Origin of the sequence: Williamsia sp. Leaf354 (assembly GCF_001424365.1) — a bacterium.
GTDB lineage: Bacteria > Actinomycetota > Actinomycetes > Mycobacteriales > Mycobacteriaceae > Williamsia_A.
Genome location: NZ_LMPL01000002.1, coordinates 419,944 through 434,201, shown reverse-complemented (window position 1 = coordinate 434,201; position 14,258 = coordinate 419,944). Strand labels below are relative to the sequence as shown.

The 14,258-nt window shown below is 69.3% G+C and carries 16 protein-coding genes and 3 tRNA genes; 8 read left to right on the top strand and 11 right to left on the bottom strand.

All coding sequences use genetic code 11. The features are described 5' to 3' along the window. The first annotated feature begins 65 nt into the window (after nt 1-65). From hemE to hemQ, 3 genes are read left to right on the top strand one after another with little or no spacing between them, the layout of a single operon-like run. Nucleotides 66-1,124, top strand: coding sequence for a uroporphyrinogen decarboxylase (gene hemE, locus ASG12_RS10090; RefSeq protein ID WP_443089088.1), 1,059 nt, complete (start codon nt 66-68; stop codon nt 1,122-1,124). Continuing rightward, on the top strand, nt 1,121-2,578 hold the full coding sequence (locus tag ASG12_RS10085) for an FAD-dependent oxidoreductase (RefSeq protein WP_235456534.1): 1,458 nt from the start codon (nt 1,121-1,123) through the stop codon (nt 2,576-2,578). Before hemE ends, ASG12_RS10085 begins: the two co-directional genes overlap by 4 nt. After that, nucleotides 2,575-3,270: a hydrogen peroxide-dependent heme synthase gene (gene hemQ, locus ASG12_RS10080; protein WP_055788771.1), complete on the top strand. Its 696-nt coding sequence runs from the start codon at nt 2,575-2,577 to the stop codon at nt 3,268-3,270. Before ASG12_RS10085 ends, hemQ begins: the two co-directional genes overlap by 4 nt. Nucleotides 3,271-3,318: 48 nt before the next feature. Here hemQ and msrB read toward each other — a convergent pair whose 3' ends face one another. The 4 genes from msrB to ASG12_RS10060 form a co-directional block, all read right to left on the bottom strand. Beyond that, the gene (msrB, locus tag ASG12_RS10075; RefSeq protein WP_045822566.1) at nt 3,319-3,756 is read right to left on the bottom strand and encodes a peptide-methionine (R)-S-oxide reductase MsrB; all 438 of its coding nucleotides are present in this window, start codon (nt 3,754-3,756) and stop codon (nt 3,319-3,321) included. Next, nucleotides 3,753-4,913 (bottom strand): glycosyltransferase family 87 protein, encoded by a 1,161-nt coding sequence (locus ASG12_RS10070; protein WP_082501901.1) that lies wholly within the window; start codon nt 4,911-4,913, stop codon nt 3,753-3,755. The genes msrB and ASG12_RS10070 overlap by 4 nt, the downstream gene beginning before the upstream one ends. Nucleotides 4,914-5,053: 140 nt before the next feature. Continuing rightward, the gene (locus ASG12_RS10065) at nt 5,054-6,646 is read right to left on the bottom strand and encodes an alpha/beta fold hydrolase (protein ID WP_055788769.1); all 1,593 of its coding nucleotides are present in this window, start codon (nt 6,644-6,646) and stop codon (nt 5,054-5,056) included. Nucleotides 6,647-6,678: 32 nt separating this feature from the next. Then, the gene (locus tag ASG12_RS10060) at nt 6,679-7,428 is read right to left on the bottom strand and encodes a pyrimidine reductase family protein (protein ID WP_055788766.1); all 750 of its coding nucleotides are present in this window, start codon (nt 7,426-7,428) and stop codon (nt 6,679-6,681) included. Between the two features lie 34 nt (nt 7,429-7,462). Between ASG12_RS10060 and zapE the strand changes: the two genes are divergently transcribed. Continuing rightward, nucleotides 7,463-8,476: a cell division protein ZapE gene (gene zapE, locus ASG12_RS10055; protein ID WP_045822569.1), complete on the top strand. Its 1,014-nt coding sequence runs from the start codon at nt 7,463-7,465 to the stop codon at nt 8,474-8,476. Nucleotides 8,477-8,497: 21 nt separating this feature from the next. Here the strand turns inward: zapE and ASG12_RS10050 are convergent, their stop codons facing one another. Then, nucleotides 8,498-9,040 carry a GNAT family N-acetyltransferase gene (locus tag ASG12_RS10050; protein ID WP_055788764.1) on the bottom strand — a complete coding sequence of 181 codons (543 nt, stop codon included), beginning with the start codon at nt 9,038-9,040 and terminating at the stop codon, nt 8,498-8,500. Nucleotides 9,041-9,191: 151 nt separating this feature from the next. Between ASG12_RS10050 and ASG12_RS10045 the strand changes: the two genes are divergently transcribed. Further along, the gene (locus tag ASG12_RS10045; RefSeq protein WP_055788761.1) at nt 9,192-9,644 is read left to right on the top strand and encodes a hypothetical protein; all 453 of its coding nucleotides are present in this window, start codon (nt 9,192-9,194) and stop codon (nt 9,642-9,644) included. 10 nt (nt 9,645-9,654) lie between these two features. Here the strand turns inward: ASG12_RS10045 and ASG12_RS10040 are convergent, their stop codons facing one another. Beyond that, complete coding sequence (locus tag ASG12_RS10040; protein WP_055788758.1) at nt 9,655-10,803, bottom strand: GTP-binding protein; 1,149 nt, start codon at nt 10,801-10,803, stop codon at nt 9,655-9,657. A 173-nt stretch (nt 10,804-10,976) separates the two neighbouring features. Between ASG12_RS10040 and ASG12_RS22085 the strand changes: the two genes are divergently transcribed. Both ASG12_RS22085 and ASG12_RS22080 read left to right on the top strand, forming a co-directional pair. Continuing rightward, nucleotides 10,977-11,210, top strand: a complete 234-nt coding sequence (locus tag ASG12_RS22085) for a hypothetical protein (protein WP_055788756.1) — start codon at nt 10,977-10,979, stop codon at nt 11,208-11,210. Then, the gene (locus ASG12_RS22080; protein WP_055788753.1) at nt 11,210-11,437 is read left to right on the top strand and encodes a hypothetical protein; all 228 of its coding nucleotides are present in this window, start codon (nt 11,210-11,212) and stop codon (nt 11,435-11,437) included. Before ASG12_RS22085 ends, ASG12_RS22080 begins: the two co-directional genes overlap by 1 nt. 14 nt (nt 11,438-11,451) lie before the next feature. Here ASG12_RS22080 and ASG12_RS10025 read toward each other — a convergent pair whose 3' ends face one another. Together ASG12_RS10025 and ASG12_RS21680 are read right to left on the bottom strand one after the other, a co-directional pair. Continuing rightward, complete coding sequence (locus ASG12_RS10025) at nt 11,452-11,970, bottom strand: protein-tyrosine phosphatase family protein (protein WP_055788750.1); 519 nt, start codon at nt 11,968-11,970, stop codon at nt 11,452-11,454. Continuing rightward, nucleotides 11,967-12,845: a LysR family transcriptional regulator gene (locus ASG12_RS21680; RefSeq protein ID WP_162243421.1), complete on the bottom strand. Its 879-nt coding sequence runs from the start codon at nt 12,843-12,845 to the stop codon at nt 11,967-11,969. The genes ASG12_RS10025 and ASG12_RS21680 overlap by 4 nt, the downstream gene beginning before the upstream one ends. A gap of 82 nt (nt 12,846-12,927) precedes the next feature. Between ASG12_RS21680 and ASG12_RS21675 the strand changes: the two genes are divergently transcribed. Beyond that, nucleotides 12,928-13,719, top strand: a complete 792-nt coding sequence (locus tag ASG12_RS21675) for an alpha/beta fold hydrolase (protein ID WP_055788744.1) — start codon at nt 12,928-12,930, stop codon at nt 13,717-13,719. 34 nt (nt 13,720-13,753) lie between these two features. Here ASG12_RS21675 and ASG12_RS10010 read toward each other — a convergent pair. The 3 genes from ASG12_RS10010 to ASG12_RS10000 all read right to left on the bottom strand — a co-directional run bounded on the left by ASG12_RS10010 (nt 13,754) and on the right by ASG12_RS10000 (nt 14,023). Then, nucleotides 13,754-13,828: transfer RNA gene (locus tag ASG12_RS10010), tRNA-Val, on the bottom strand. 24 nt (nt 13,829-13,852) lie between these two features. Next, nucleotides 13,853-13,926, bottom strand: a tRNA-Cys gene (locus ASG12_RS10005). Between the two features lie 24 nt (nt 13,927-13,950). Beyond that, nucleotides 13,951-14,023 (bottom strand) — tRNA-Gly (locus ASG12_RS10000). Nucleotides 14,024-14,258: the final 235 nt, after the last annotated feature.

Sequence of the window (14,258 nt, the reverse complement as noted above, 5' to 3'; positions counted from 1 at the left end):
CCGTCGTGACAGCCGGAGGCGCGCCGTCCGGGGAACGGGTCGCACATGGCAGCATGAATTCGGTGATGACCCCCTCGATTCCCGACCACGTCCGACGGATGCCGTTGATCGCCGCCGCCACCGGTGACCGACCGTCGCGCCGACCGGTCTGGTTCATGCGTCAGGCCGGCCGTTCGCTGCCGGAATACCGCGAGTTGCGGGTGGGTCGCGGGATGCTCGAGTCCTGCTTCGACGCCGATCTGGTCACCGAGATCACCATGCAGCCGGTGCGACGCCACGATGTGGACGCCGCGATCCTCTTCTCCGACATCGTCGTGCCGCTTCGTGCGGCCGGTGTCGATCTCGACATCGTGGCCGGCACCGGGCCGGTGATCGCCCACCCGGTCCGCGACCGCGCCGCGGTGCGCGCCCTGCCCCGCCTCGACCCGAAGTCGGTGGGGTCGGTCGCCCATGCCGTGGGCAACATACTGGGTGAGCTGCCCGAGCACACCTCCCTCATCGGGTTCGCGGGCGCTCCGTTCACCCTCGCGTCGTACCTCGTCGAGGGCGGGCCCAGCCGCAACTACGAGCGCACCAAGGCACTCATGCACGGCGAGCCGGAGGTCTGGAACGAACTCGTCGGAGCTTTGGCCGACATCACGATCACCTTCCTGCGCGTCCAACTCGAGGCGGGCGTGCACGCGGTGCAGTTGTTCGACTCGTGGGCGGGGATGCTCTCCTTGGCCGACTACGAGCGCTTCGTCGCACCCCACAGCCGTCGGGTCCTCGCCGAGGTCGCCGATTTCGGCCGTCCGCGCATCCACTTCGGGGTGGGCACCGGGGAACTCCTCCACGCCATGGGCGAGGTGGGTGCCGATGTCGTGGGCGTCGACTGGCGCATCCCCCTCGACGTCGCCGCGCGACGTATCGGATCCGGGAAAGCAGTGCAGGGCAACATCGATCCCGCGGTGCTCTTCGCGCCGTGGGAGGTGGTGGAGAGCCACGTGCGCCGCGTCGTCGCCGAGGGTGACGCCGCCGTCGCGGCCGGTGCGGCAGGCCACATCGTCAATCTCGGTCACGGTGTACTGCCGTCGACCGACCCGGATGTGCTGACGCGGATCGTCGAGCTCGTCCACACGTTGTGACCGCCCCGACGACCGCCGCCACCGCGGGCAGCGGCAGGACCGTGCGCGTCGCGGTCGTCGGTGCCGGTGTCTCCGGGCTGGTGTCCGCCTACCGGCTGCGGCAGGGTCTGGGCGCGGCGGCGGTGATCGATGTGTTCGACGCATCCGACACCCCGGGCGGTCTCCTCGCGTCACGCCGGCTCGACGGGCAGCTGCTCGATGCGGGCGCCGAGTCGTTCATCGTGCGCCGCCCCGAGGCCGTCGGCCTCATCTCGGAACTCGGTCTCGCCGATCGGGTGGTCAGTCCCACGTCGCGTCGCCCCGCGATCCTGGCCGGTGGGCGGCTGCGGGACCTCCCGCGACCCACCCTGATGGGCATCCCCGCGAACGCCGATCAGGTCGTCGACCTCGTCGATGCCGCTGATGTCGAACGGATGCGCGGTGACGTCGGTCGCCCGATGGACTGGACGACCGGCTCCGACCGCTCGGTCGGGGAGCTCGTCGCCGACCGCTTCGGACGCTCGGTCGTCGACCGCAGCGTCGACCCGATGCTGTCTGGGGTCTACTCGTGCCGCTCCGACGACATCGGTCTCCGGGCGTCGTTACCGGCGTTGGCCGCCCGGCTCGACTCCGGCGCACCGGATCTGACCACGGCGGTGACCGGACTGCTGCCGCCGCCGTCGACGGCGCCGGTGTTCGGTGCGCTCGACGGCGGATACCGGTTGCTCGTCGATCGCCTGGTGCAGGCCGGTGGCGCGACGATGCATCTCGGTTCGCCCGTGTCGTCGGTGGACGCCGACGGGGACCGGTGGACGGTCACCTTCGACTCCGGATCGCAGCGCGCCTTCGATGCCGTCGTGATCGCGCTGCCCGCACCGGCGGCGGCCACGGTGGTCGCGCACGCGGCCCCGCAGGTGGCGCGTGGTGTCGCGACCGTCGCCACGGCCAGCACGGCGCTGGTGATGCTCGCGATCACCCCCGGTGTCGCGCTGCCCGACCATTCGGGGGTGCTCATGGCCACCGGCGAGGCCACGACGGCGAAGGCGATCACGTTGTCGTCGCAGAAGTGGGCCCACCTCGCCTCCGACGGCGGGCCGGGACTGGTGCGCGCCTCGTTCGGGCGCTACGGCGATCCGGTCGATCATCTCAGCGACGACGACCTCGTGAGTGCGGCGGTCACGGACCTGGCCACGATCGTCGACCTGGCCGGTGGATCGAGACCGCTCACCGCCGCCGACCTGGTCGACGCGACGGTGCAGCGGTGGCCGGTCGGGTTGCCGCGGTACGCGCCGGGCCACCGGGAACTGGTGGCCTCCGCGCTCGCCGACGTACCGCCGGGCCTGGTGTTCTGCGGCGCCACCTACGACGGCGTGGGCGTGCCGGCGTGCATCGCGCGCGCGGGTGTCGCGGCCGCACAGGTGGTGACCCATCTCGCCGACCGGGGCCCACACGGCGGTGGCACGATGGGGTCATGACGCGACTCGATTACGCCGAACTCAACTCCACGGTCCGCTACCTGATGTTCTCGGTCTTCGCCGTGCGCCCGGGGGAGCTGCCCGACGACCGGGCCGACGTGATCGCCGAGACCCGCACGTTCGTGGAGAAGCTCGAGACGACCGGGGTGGTGGTGCGCGGTCTCTACGACATCGCCGGCATGCGCGCCGACGCCGACTTCATGATCTGGTGGCACGCGGAGAACATCGAGGACCTGCAACGGGCCTACGCCGATTTCCGGCGCACCACCGCGCTCGGACGGGCCAGCAACGCGGTCTGGAGCAACGTCGCGCTGCATCGTCCGGCGGAGTTCAACAAGAGCCACCTGCCCGCCTTCATCACCGGTGAGGAGGCCGGCGCGTACATCTGTGTGTACCCGTTCGTGCGCTCCTACGAGTGGTACCTGCTGCCCGACGACGAGCGTCGCAAGATGCTCGCCGATCACGGGATGGCCGCGCGTGCCTACAAGGACGTGCGCGCGAACACCGTGTCGTCGTTCGCGCTCGGCGACTACGAGTGGCTGCTGGCGTTCGAGGCGCCCGAGCTGCACCGGATCGTCGACCTCATGCGCGACCTGCGCGCGACCGAGGCCCGCATGCACGTGCGCGAGGAGACCCCGTTCTTCACCGGGCCGAGGGTGCCGGTCGAGCAGCTGGTGAGCTCCCTGCCCTGACCAGCGGGCCCTGACCGACGGGCACCGTCCCGGCGGACCCGAAGGGGGTCAGGCCTCTTCGAGCCGCATCGAGATGCTGTTGATGCAGTAGCGGAGGTCGGTGGGGGTGTCGTACCCCTCGCCCTCGAACACGTGACCGAGGTGGCTGTGGCAGTTGGCGCAGAGCACCTCGGTCCGCTTCATGCCCATCGAGCGGTCGACCTTCTCGATGATCGCCTCACCGGCGAGCGGGCTGAAGAACGACGGCCAGCCGCAGTGGGATTCGAACTTCTGGTCGCTGCGGAACAGTTCGGCGTCGCAGGCCCGGCAGCGGTAGACACCGGTGGTCTTCGTGTCGGTGTACTCGCCCACGAAGGGGGCCTCGGTGCCGGCCTGGCGCAGCACGCGGTACTCCTCGGGGGTGAGCTTCGCGCGCCACTGCTCGTCGGTCAGGCCCGCGGCATCGGAGACGGGGGTCGAACCGGCGGTGTTGGAATCGGTGGTCATACCTCCACGGTAGCGCGCTGCTCCCGCAGGTCGAGCCAGCGGAACAGCAGCACACAGAACACCGCGATCATCAGCAGCGACCAGCCCCACGTGACCTTGTTGTACTCGAGCGCGCGCCCGAACGCCGCCCATCGACTCGACAGGAACGAGTCGAAGGTCATGCACCCGGCGACGCCGAGCCACGCGGGCCAGTTGCGCATCACCGATCCTGGCCGGACGACGGTCATGAGCAGCGGGAACAGCAGCATCGAGTAGTAGCCCTGGCCGAGCGACAGTACGAGGAACGACGTCGCCAGCAGGACGCCGGACGAGGTCGCCATCCACAGCAGCTCGTCGGTGCGGCGGTACTGCGTGTAGAGGAACCACAGGCTGAACGCGGCCATCAGCACGAACGCGATGCGCAGCACGTACAGCAGCCAGGGCTGCACGCCGAAGTACGCGCCGTTGCCGGCGATCGAGCTGTTGTAGTAGTCGCGGGCCTCGCCGAGGTAGGGCACGGTTCGCTTCACGAAGTCCATCGGATCGGCCGTGAGCGGCCAGGCCAGCGCCGTCAGCACGAGCGGCACACCGACGGCGCCCACGAACACCTTCCACTGCCGCGAGAGCAACGGCAGCAGGAGCAGAACCGCCAGCACGGGTTTGACGGCGAACGTGATCCCGAGCGGGACCCCGGCCCAGCGGTCCTTGCGTTTGAGCGCGAGGGTCATGAACAGCACCTCGCCGAGCAGCACGAACGAGTTGAAGTTCGTGAAGATCAGTGTGTGCGAGACGGTCTCGGTGCAGAAGAAGAAGAACAGTACTGCGGGGAAGGCCACCGACGACGCGGAGAACCCGAACAGCTTCACGAGGAAATACGCCGCGGCGATCAGAGCGATGACCGACACGACGATGAACAGCCAGCGGGCGCGCTCGGGGTCGATGTAGGCCAGCGGCGCCATGAGCAGCGTCCCCGACGGCGGGTAGAGGTAATGCGGGTCGACGGTGTTGTAGTTCTCGCCGTAGACCGCCTGGCCCCGGAGGAACGCCAGACCCGCGTTGTACACCGGGGTGAAGTCGTCGGTCCGGTCGCCGTTGACGCCGAGGATCAGTGAGCGGTGGATGACCAGCAGCACGGTGATCGGCCACAGCGCGAGCGACACGATCCGGGCGGTGTCCATCGTCGGGAACAGCCGCCGCGAGGTCAGGTCGGGTTCGTGGGCAACCGGCACCGACGAACCGTACTACGGCACCGACGGCCGAGGGCGCAGGGGGACGAGGGCGGTCGGACGCGCCGCGGTCCGCCGTGTCCGACCTGATGTCAGGACGGGCAGGCGCCGGTGTCGGGGATCTCGCCGGACTCGACGTACCGCGTGACGATGTCGGCGGCGCAGTCGGAGTGGGCCGCGACCGAGAAACCGAGCCCGTCCCACGTGACGGTGCTGGTCTTCGCGCCCGCCGAGACGAACAGCGGTTCGAGGGCGCCCGCACCGGTGCCACCGTTGATGGTGTCGTAACCGCTGGTGAGCAGGAGGACGGGGACGTCGAAGCCCTCCGGCCGCGGCGCGGCGGGGCCGGCCGGCCACCCCGAGCAGCGCAGCAACGACAGGGCGGTGTCGGTGCCGGTGAACCGGTACTGCCCGCTCCACGACGAGACGAGGCCGCCGATCTCGTTCTGACCCACCGGCTGCGAGGTGTCGTTGCACCGCGACAGCAGCTGTCCGTCGGTTCCGCGGAGTGCGCGGGCCCGGGTGGCGGCCTGTGTCAGCCCACCGACGTCGCCGGCGGCGGCCGACGACAGCAGTCGGGACACCCGGGCCACCGTGCTCGCCCGATCGGTGGTCGTGACCGCGAGTTCGGTGGTGATCGCGCTGAGGACGTCGGCGTCGGAGAGGGTGGCGAGTCGTCCGGAGGCGGCGCGATCGATCAACGACAGGACCGCGGCCCGTGCGCCGGTGCCGAGTGAGCAGTTCGCGGACGCGCAGTCGGTCGCGAAGGTCGTCAGTGCGGCGTCGGTACCCGCGGCGATCTGCTGTGCGCGGTCCCGTGCCGACGCCAGGTAGGCGGGGGGAGTGTCGAGCACGAGCCGTGCGACCCGGTTGCGGTAGAGCCCGGCGTAGGCCAGGGCGACATCGGATCCGGCGCCCACCCCGACGATGCCGATCCGGTCGACACCCCAGATCGTCCGTAGACGTTCGAGGTCACCGGCGGCGTTGGCGGCGGTGTATGCCAGCTGATGCGGGCTGATCGTCTCCGAACAGCCGTCGGAGGCCTCGGCCGCGGTGGTCGCGAGCCGGGTCTGCCGTGGTCCGACACCGCTCGCGGCGTCACTGCTGTCGAACCCGTTGTCCAGCAGGGTGTTGCGCTCGCGCACGGTCAGGCAGTCGAGCGGTGAGCTGGCGCCGGTGCCACGTCGGTCGACCGCGACCAGGGGATGGGAGGCCAGCAGGTTGCGGCCGGGGCTGTTCGCGACGAGGACCGCGGTCAACGCCGACGGGATGTCGCTACCCGAGGTGAGCACCAACGGCGCAGCCGACATCGGGGTGCTGGTGAGTCGCACCCGGACCGCGGCCACGTCGACGGCGTCGATGGTGGCGACGCCGGGGGTGATGCTGGCCTGGAAGTCGGCGCATTCGATGCGCACGTCGGCGGCCGTCGCCGACAACCCGTAGCGACCCGCGACGTCGTCGGGACATGTGCGCCAGCCGAGATCGGTGCGGGGTGCGTTCAGTGCCGGTGCGGCCGGCGCCTCGGTGCTCGCGGCGGGGCCGCCACCACCGCCGCCGTTGTCGATGACGAGACCCGGTCCGGTGTCGGGACCGACGGCACATCCCGCGAGCAGGGCCCCGACGATCGCGAGGACCGCGACCACGGTCGCCGATCGCGGGGACCGGAGCAGGGGGACGCGAGGCATACCGGCGAGCCTAGTCATCGCCGCAGGAGCACTCAGTTGTCGTCGGAGGCGGCGGTGCTCTCGCCTCGTTCGCCCCGCACCCACCGGGTGAAGAGGAATCCCTCGTCGTCGGCGAGCACGTGCGCGCGGCGCAGGCGACGCGTGCCGCCGGTGTCGCCGTGGGTGATGCGCCCGGCGTCCCCGCCGATGAGGGTGGGGCCGGTGGTGAGGCACAGCTCGTCGACGAGGTCGTCGGCGAACAACGCGGCGAGCAGACCGGGCCCGCCCTCGCACAGCACCCGGGTGCGGCCGCGGTCGGCGAGGTGTGCCAGCGCGCGACGCAGGTCGACATCGTCGGTTCCGCAGTCCAGGAGTGTCGCGCCGGCCTCGACCAGTCGGGCACGTCGGTCGGTCGGTGCGCCCTCGTGGGTGAGGACGACGGTGCTCGCCGCGGTGACGCCGTCCTGGTCGGCGTCGAGGTGCAGCGACCCGGACACGATCGCCAGCGTGGTGACCGAGGGGTCGTCGCCCCCGGGGTCGATCGGGCCGTATCCCTCCTGGGTGACCGTGGCCGAGCCGACGAGGACCACGTCGGAGAGGTCACGGAGCAGCCCGAACACCTGTTTGTCGCCGTCACCGCCCAACCCGGCCGAGACGCCGTCGGCGACCGCCGCACCGTCGAGCGAGGTCACCATGTTCGCCCGGACATGGCACGTGCCGGCGTCGGTGGCGGGGTAGGCGTAGAGATCGGTCAGGGCGTCGCGGTCAACTGTGAGCTGAGTCGCTTTCTGCAAGAGGTACACCAGGTCATTTCTACGGCGTCGCTAGTGTCGGCGCATGACCGCACGTCTGAGCGACCGCTCGCCCCAGGTTCCGCCGGAGGAACTGGTGGACGAGATGGTGCCGCCGACGATGTTCGACGAGGTCAGCTTCGACAGCTACATCCCCGACCCGAACGAGCCGTCGCAGTCCGCGGCGGTGGCGAGCTGTCGGCAGTTCGTCGAGCGTGCGCGCGGCGCGCGGGCGGGCAAGCGGAAGCTGTTCGGCAAGAAGACACCCGGGCAGGGGATCGGCTTGTACCTCGACGGAGGGTTCGGCGTCGGCAAGACCCACCTGCTCGCGTCGATCTACCACGAGATGCCCGGCCCGAAGGCGTTCGCGACCTTCGTCGAGGTCACCCACGTCGTCGGCGCGCTCGGTTTCACCGCGGCGGTCGACCGCCTCAGCGACCACAGCGTGATCTGCATCGACGAGTTCGAGCTCGACGACCCGGGCGACACGATGTTGGTGTCGCGGCTGCTCACCGAGCTCACCGCCCGCGGCGTGTCGATCGTCGCGACGTCGAACACCCTGCCCGGCCAGCTGGGCGAGGGACGCTTCGCCGCGCAGGACTTCCTGCGCGAGATCCGCAAGCTGGCGGCGGTGTTCGAGACCGTGCGCGTCGACGGACCCGATTACCGCCACCGCGACCTGCCGCCGGCGCCCGAACCCCACACCGATGCCGAACTGGCCGAGCTGGCGGGCAAGACCGAGGGCGCGACCCTCGACGACTTCGACGAGCTGTGCAAGCACCTCTCGACGCTGCACCCCTCGAAGTACAAGGCGTTGGTCGAGGGCGTCACGCTGGTATGCGTGTCGGGTGTGCACCCGGCCCCTGATCAGACCGTCGCCCTGCGCATGGTGGTGCTCGCCGACCGCCTCTACGACGCGAACATCCCGTTGATGGTCTCGGGCTCCAAGCTCGACGAGATCTTCACCGAGGAGATGCTCGCGGGTGGCTACAAGAAGAAGTACCTGCGCGCGACGTCGCGGTTGCTCGCGCTCTCCCGGTTCGCCGAGTCGACGAACTGACGTCGGCTCCGCTGCGCACGGTCAGCGCAGTGCGCGGACCATCACGAAGTCGCGCTGCTCGTCGCCGTTGAGCCAGAACGACTTACGGCCCACCTCGACGAACCCCGCCTTGCCGTAGAACCGCTGCGCCCTTAGGTTGACGTTGCTGACGCCCAGCCACACCGCGACGCTCCCGCGCTCGCCGGCGGCCGAGACTGCGGTCGACATCAGCTCGTGCGCCACGCCGAGGCCGTGCGCCTGCGGAAGCACATACATCTTCGACAGTTCCGAGACGGGACGTTGCGTGACCACCGCCCGCACCTCGGTGTCGGTCGGCTCGCCGTGCAGCACAAGGGCGTAACCGACGATCGCGCCGTCGACCCGCGCGACCACCACGTCGCGGTCGGTGGCGGTCAGATGATCGCGGAAGTGCGCCGCCGTCAGGTTCTTGCCGATGAAATCGGCCGTGTCGGCGTCGGTGGTGCCGGGCGGACAGGCGAGGGGGAACGTCACCGCCGCGACGTCGGCGAGCTCGGTGGCGTGGTCGGGGCACGTGTCGATGGTGACGATGGCGGCAGGGGGCACGGTTGTAGATCACAACACATCCGTCGCAGGCGAGTCCGGACCCCTCATCGGACATGATCGGCCGGCGATTCGCACACACGGCGTCCACAGGCGAATCGGTCTGTGGACAACGCCTTTGATCGATCACCTCGTGCCACCGGATGGTGGCGCGATGACCACAGACAACTCAGCGCGACCCGCGTCGTTTCCACCCATCGAGACCGCCGGCCTCCCGTTCCACACCGCCGACGAATTGGGGGACCGGTGGCGGGCCCTGATGGGCCCGTTGGGGTTTTCCGAACGTTTGGTGTGGGTGGGCTTCGTCGACCGGGCCCGAGCACTTCGCCGTCCGCTGGTACAACTCGAGGTCCCCGGCCCACCTGATCCGGATCTCGCAGAAGGACTCGTGCATCTACTCAGCGAGATCTGCGACAGGCACGACGTCACCGGGTCGGCGGTGTTGCTCATGCGCCCTGGTGTCGACGGCATCGCCCCCTGGGATCGCGGATGGTCGCGCCAGCTCCACGGCGCGTCCGAGCGGTTCGGACTCCCGATGGAGCCGATGTTCCGCGCCAATGCCGCCGACGTCGTCGAGGTGCCCCCGTCGGTCACCCGCAGATGCTGACGGCGCCACGTCAGTGGGTGTGGGACACCTCAGCCCATTCGGGGAGCGGGTCGTCGAAGTGGCGCCAGGCCTGCGGCCCGGCATTCATCTCGTCGTCGGTGAGCAGGGCCGGGTCGAGGATTCTCGCGGGCGCGCCGAGATCGAGTGCGACGCCGATGAAGACGATCTCCTGTCCGGGTGTCTCGTCGGGCAGCGACGACCACAGCGCGGCGGGCTCCATCACGAGGTTCGGGCCGGCCTGTGACCAGATGGCGACGGTCTCCGGTCGGGTCGCGACCCACAGGAACCCCTTGCTGCGCAGGATGCCGCGCAGGCCCACAAGTGCCTCAGAGAGTCGACGAGGATGGAAGGGGCGGTCGGCGCGGTAGGTGACCGACCGGATGCCGTACTCCTCGGTCTCCGGCGTGTGCCCGCCTGCGAGCTCGGTCGCCCAGTCCGGGTGCGAGATCGCCGCCTCGGGGTCGTAGCGCCCGGTGTCGAGAACCTGGTCGAGTCCGATGACCCCGTTCGACGTCGTCACGATGTGCGCGCGGGGGTTGAGCCGACGGATCGTGGCCCGCACCGCCCCGGCGACCGCCTCGGTCACGAGGTCGGATTTGTTGATCACCACCACGTCGGCGAACTCGATCTGGTCGACGAGCAGGTCGGAGATGCTCCGGTGGTCCTCGGCGGCGGCCTGCAGCGACCGGCCCTCGAGGGAGTCGCCGCGCATGATCTCGGTGAGCAGGGTCGACGCGTCGACCACGGTCACCATGGTGTCGAGCCGCGCGACGTCGCCGAGGCGGCGACCGTCGGCGAACTCCCACTCGAACGTCGCGGCCACCGGCATGGGCTCGGAGATGCCGGTCGACTCGATGATCATCTGATCGAAACGGCCCTGCGCGGCGAGCTCGCCCACCGACGCGACGAGATCCTCGCGCAGCGTGCAGCAGATGCAACCGTTTGTGAGCTCGACGAGCTTCTCCTCGGTGCGGTCGAGGCTGACCGCACCTCGAGGCCCATCGACGAGAGCCGCGTCGATGTTGACCTCGCTCATGTCGTTGACGATCACCGCGACCCTGCGTCCCTCCCGATTGGCGAGCACGTGGTTGAGCAGAGTCGTCTTCCCGGCGCCCAGGAAGCCGGAGAGCACGGTGACGGGCAGGCTGGCTGTGGTCATCCACTGATGATAATCATTGTCATTAAGACTCTGGTTGTGCGGGTGCCCGTCAACCACCCGAACCATCCATCGGACACCGCGGTGCGACCTTCGTCAACCGAGGTGTCCACAGGAGATCGCCCTGTGGACAACGCATTCGACGACACGACCGTCGCCGTCGCAAGGTCGGGGACATGACATCCACCGCGAACGCAGCACACGACCCGATCCCCGATATCGTCACCGCCCTCGACCCGTTCGGGTCGACCGACCAGCTCCGCGATCGGTGGCGAGCCCTGCTCGGTCCCTTGGGATTCAGCGAGCAGACCCTCTGGTTCGCCTTCGTCGACACCCACGGCCGGATCATCCCGGCGCTCAACCAGCTGCCGCTGCCGGCCGTGCCGGACGGTGACCCATGGAGCGGTTGATGGAACGGCTGGCCGACATCATCGACGCGCAGTCGTCGGTGCGCGTCGCGTTCCTGATGACCCGACCGGGGGCCGATGCGATCACGCCCACCGACCTCGAGTGGACGCGACTGCTCACCGATGCCGCCGAACGATGTGGGGTCGACATAGAGCCGGTGTTCCGTGCCAACGCGGCCGACGTTGTCTGCGTGCCGGACCATCCCGTATCGCACCGCTCGGTCGCCTGAGAGGGCGGCGCGGGTCAGTCTCGCGCCCCGAGTCGACGCGCGACCAGCTCCTGCTGGGCACCGCTCTGCAGGAACCGGCGATGGCTTTTGCGCGTGCCCGCACGGAGTTCGGCTATCCGTTCGAGCGCATGACCATGATCGAACCCGTCGGCACCCAGAACGCAGGCGATGACCGTGCTGGTGCGTCCCACGCCGCCCCAGCAGTGCACGTACACCCGGCCGCCGGCAGCGATCTCGGCACGGATGTGAGCGACGATGTCGTCGTAGCCCGCATCGTCGATGACACCGAGGTCAGGGATCGGGAATGCCGATCGGGTGATCGTGTCGGGTAGGAGGTCCACGTACGGACGCAGGCGATCCTGAGGCGTCGTGAGGTCGACGATCGCGGTGATACCTGCTTCGGCGAGGAGGTCGATCTTCTCGCGAGCGGAGTCACGGTCACGATCGCCGGGATACTCGCCCGCGAGCAGTCCGGGTGTGACCCACCAGGCGTGAAGTCGAGTGTCGTGCGGCCAGGACGGGGTGGCGGTCATGCGGTCTCCAGCTCGGTGATCGCGGCGGCGAGACGGGCACCGACGTCCGTTCTGTCCCTGCGCACGATGAGTGATTTCGGAACCGTGAGGGGCTCCACGCACCGTACGAACCGCACCCCGAGGGCCTCGGCGTACAGCTGACGGGCGTGCGTCACGAGGAACACCGTCCACGCGTCGGGCACCGTCGTCAGGGCACTGAGTGCGTCGGCACCGGGGGTCAGGACCTGCAGATGCGGTTCCACCCCCGCGCGGCGGCACGCCGCGATCACGCTGGTGCACAACGGTTCACCGATGGCCCCGACACTCAGTACGAGCGGATGGGAGGCGAGGTCGCCGAGCGTCAGCGAGTCGGCGGACGCAGCAGGATGTCCGGTGGCCACACCGACGACCACGTCGTCGGCGGGCAGCGGGAAGGCCACCAGTTCGGGTCTCGTCGGGGGCGAACGGACGATCGCCGCGGCGAGGTCGCCCTCGGAGACGCGCCGCTCACGGTCATCGCCGGGGACTCCGATCACCTCGATCGGCGATGGCACCAGCCCCTCGCGGATCGAGGCGGCTGCCGCGGTGGCGAGTGCGCCGAGTCCCGTGGACACCCCGATCCGTGTCGGTCCGGAGGCACTCGACGGCGAGAGCGCCCGCCGGGCTGCGGATTCGGTGTCGAGCATCGATCGCGCGAACGGTTCGAATCGTCTGCCGGCCGTCGTCGGCCGCACCGAACGTCGAGAGCGATCGAACAGGTCGGTCCCCAGTTCGCGTTCGAGTCGTGAGATCTGTTGGCTGACCGCCGATTGCACGATCGACAGGGATTGCGCAGCCGCGGTGAAGCTGCCGGTGTCGAGCACCGCGACGAAGTACCGCACCTGCCGGAGTTCCATCGACCCACCCATCAGTTCTCGTGATGAGAGTAATCCCGAAATGCTCGTTGTTCGCGTCCGCGGCGTGCCGTGTGCTGGATCCATGCCTCTCATCGAGATCAACGACACCGTCCTGCACCACGACGACCGCCCCGCCGACCCGGATGCCGCGGACGGCAGGGACATCCTGCTGTTACACAGTTTCGGCACCTCGGCGCGTGTCTGGCAGCCGATGATGCCGATGCTCGGGCGTCGCCATCGCGTGGTCGCCCTCGACGCCCGCAACCACGGGCGTTCGGCCACCACGACCGCGTGTTCTCTCGACGAGAACGTCGCCGACGTGATCGAACTGATCGGAGCACTCGGCCTCGTGCGTCCCCTGATCGTGGGCAGTTCCATCGGCTCGTTGGTCGCGACGACCGTCGCACACCGGGCTCCGGATCTCGTGGGTGCCGTGTCGGTGGTGGGGGGTGCCGGCCATGCCCCGACCGTCGATCCTGATCTGGCATCGGCGATGCGGGCGATGGTCAGCGGACTGCGGGATGATCCTGCCGCGACCATCGCCGCGGTCGTGCCCGGTTGGTTCGGTCCGCTGGTGGGGCCACGGGTACACGACTGGGTTGCCGAGCAGATCGGGGAGATGCGTACCGAGGCCCTGGCGATCGCCGTCGATGCGATCGCCGCGGACCCGCGGGCCGATCTCGCCGAACTGGCCGTTCCGGTGCACTACCTACACGGAACGCTCGACCGCATCCCGGTGGACATCGCCCGCGAGTCCGCGGCGCTGTCGACCTCGGCCACGGTGACCGTGCTCGACGGTGTCGCGCACATGCCACACATCGAGATGCCGGGTTGGTTCGCGGGGTGGCTGGCCGACCGGGCAGACAAAAAGTGAGGCACCCGGATCGGATGCCTCACTGTCTGAAACCTGGTGCGCGATACTGGGATTGAACCAGTGACCTCTTCCGTGTCAGGGAAGCGCTCTCCCACTGAGCTAATCGCGCGGGTATTTAATTGGGAAACGCTCGTGGAGGCGGCGACGGGAATCGAACCCGTGTGCACGGCTTTGCAGGCCGTTGCCTCACCACTCGGCCACACCGCCACGGTGGACTCAATCGCTCTTCCGAGCGGACGACGGGATTCGAACCCGCGACCCCAACCTTGGCAAGGTTGTGCGCTACCAGCTGCGCCACGTCCGCGTGCGCCGCAAACCTTGTGGGCTCGCGGTGCGAAGCGAAACACTATCCGAATCGCGGGCGACCCAACAAATCCGCTGGTCATCGGCGAGTCACCGGGAACATGCGACCGATGAGACGTCGCCGTTTCGGCGGCCCGGACAGGCCGCGGGAGGCCGCGAGGCGTCCGACCTCGATTGGCGGAACGACCCTGTCGTCGTGATAACGTTCTGCGGTCGTCGGCGAGGAACACCACGCC

Bases quoted from the DNA above. Each gene is read 5' to 3' on its own strand.
- hemE (WP_443089088.1), top strand. From the start codon at position 66: ATGACCCCCTCGATTCCCGACCACGTCCGACGGATGCCGTTGATCGCC.
- hemQ (WP_055788771.1), top strand. From the start codon at position 2,575: ATGACGCGACTCGATTACGCCGAACTCAACTCCACGGTCCGCTACCTG.
- msrB (WP_045822566.1), bottom strand. From the start codon at position 3,756: ATGACCACCGATTCCAACACCGCCGGTTCGACCCCCGTCTCCGATGCC.
- ASG12_RS10070 (WP_082501901.1), bottom strand. From the start codon at position 4,913: ATGGACACCGCCCGGATCGTGTCGCTCGCGCTGTGGCCGATCACCGTG.
- ASG12_RS10065 (WP_055788769.1), bottom strand. From the start codon at position 6,646: ATGCCTCGCGTCCCCCTGCTCCGGTCCCCGCGATCGGCGACCGTGGTC.
- zapE (WP_045822569.1), top strand. From the start codon at position 7,463: ATGACCGCACGTCTGAGCGACCGCTCGCCCCAGGTTCCGCCGGAGGAA.
- ASG12_RS10045 (WP_055788761.1), top strand. From the start codon at position 9,192: ATGACCACAGACAACTCAGCGCGACCCGCGTCGTTTCCACCCATCGAG.
- ASG12_RS10040 (WP_055788758.1), bottom strand. From the start codon at position 10,803: ATGACCACAGCCAGCCTGCCCGTCACCGTGCTCTCCGGCTTCCTGGGC.
- ASG12_RS22085 (WP_055788756.1), top strand. From the start codon at position 10,977: ATGACATCCACCGCGAACGCAGCACACGACCCGATCCCCGATATCGTC.
- ASG12_RS22080 (WP_055788753.1), top strand. From the start codon at position 11,210: ATGGAACGGCTGGCCGACATCATCGACGCGCAGTCGTCGGTGCGCGTC.
- ASG12_RS10025 (WP_055788750.1), bottom strand. From the start codon at position 11,970: ATGACCGCCACCCCGTCCTGGCCGCACGACACTCGACTTCACGCCTGG.
- ASG12_RS21680 (WP_162243421.1), bottom strand. From the start codon at position 12,845: ATGGAACTCCGGCAGGTGCGGTACTTCGTCGCGGTGCTCGACACCGGC.
- ASG12_RS21675 (WP_055788744.1), top strand. From the start codon at position 12,928: ATGCCTCTCATCGAGATCAACGACACCGTCCTGCACCACGACGACCGC.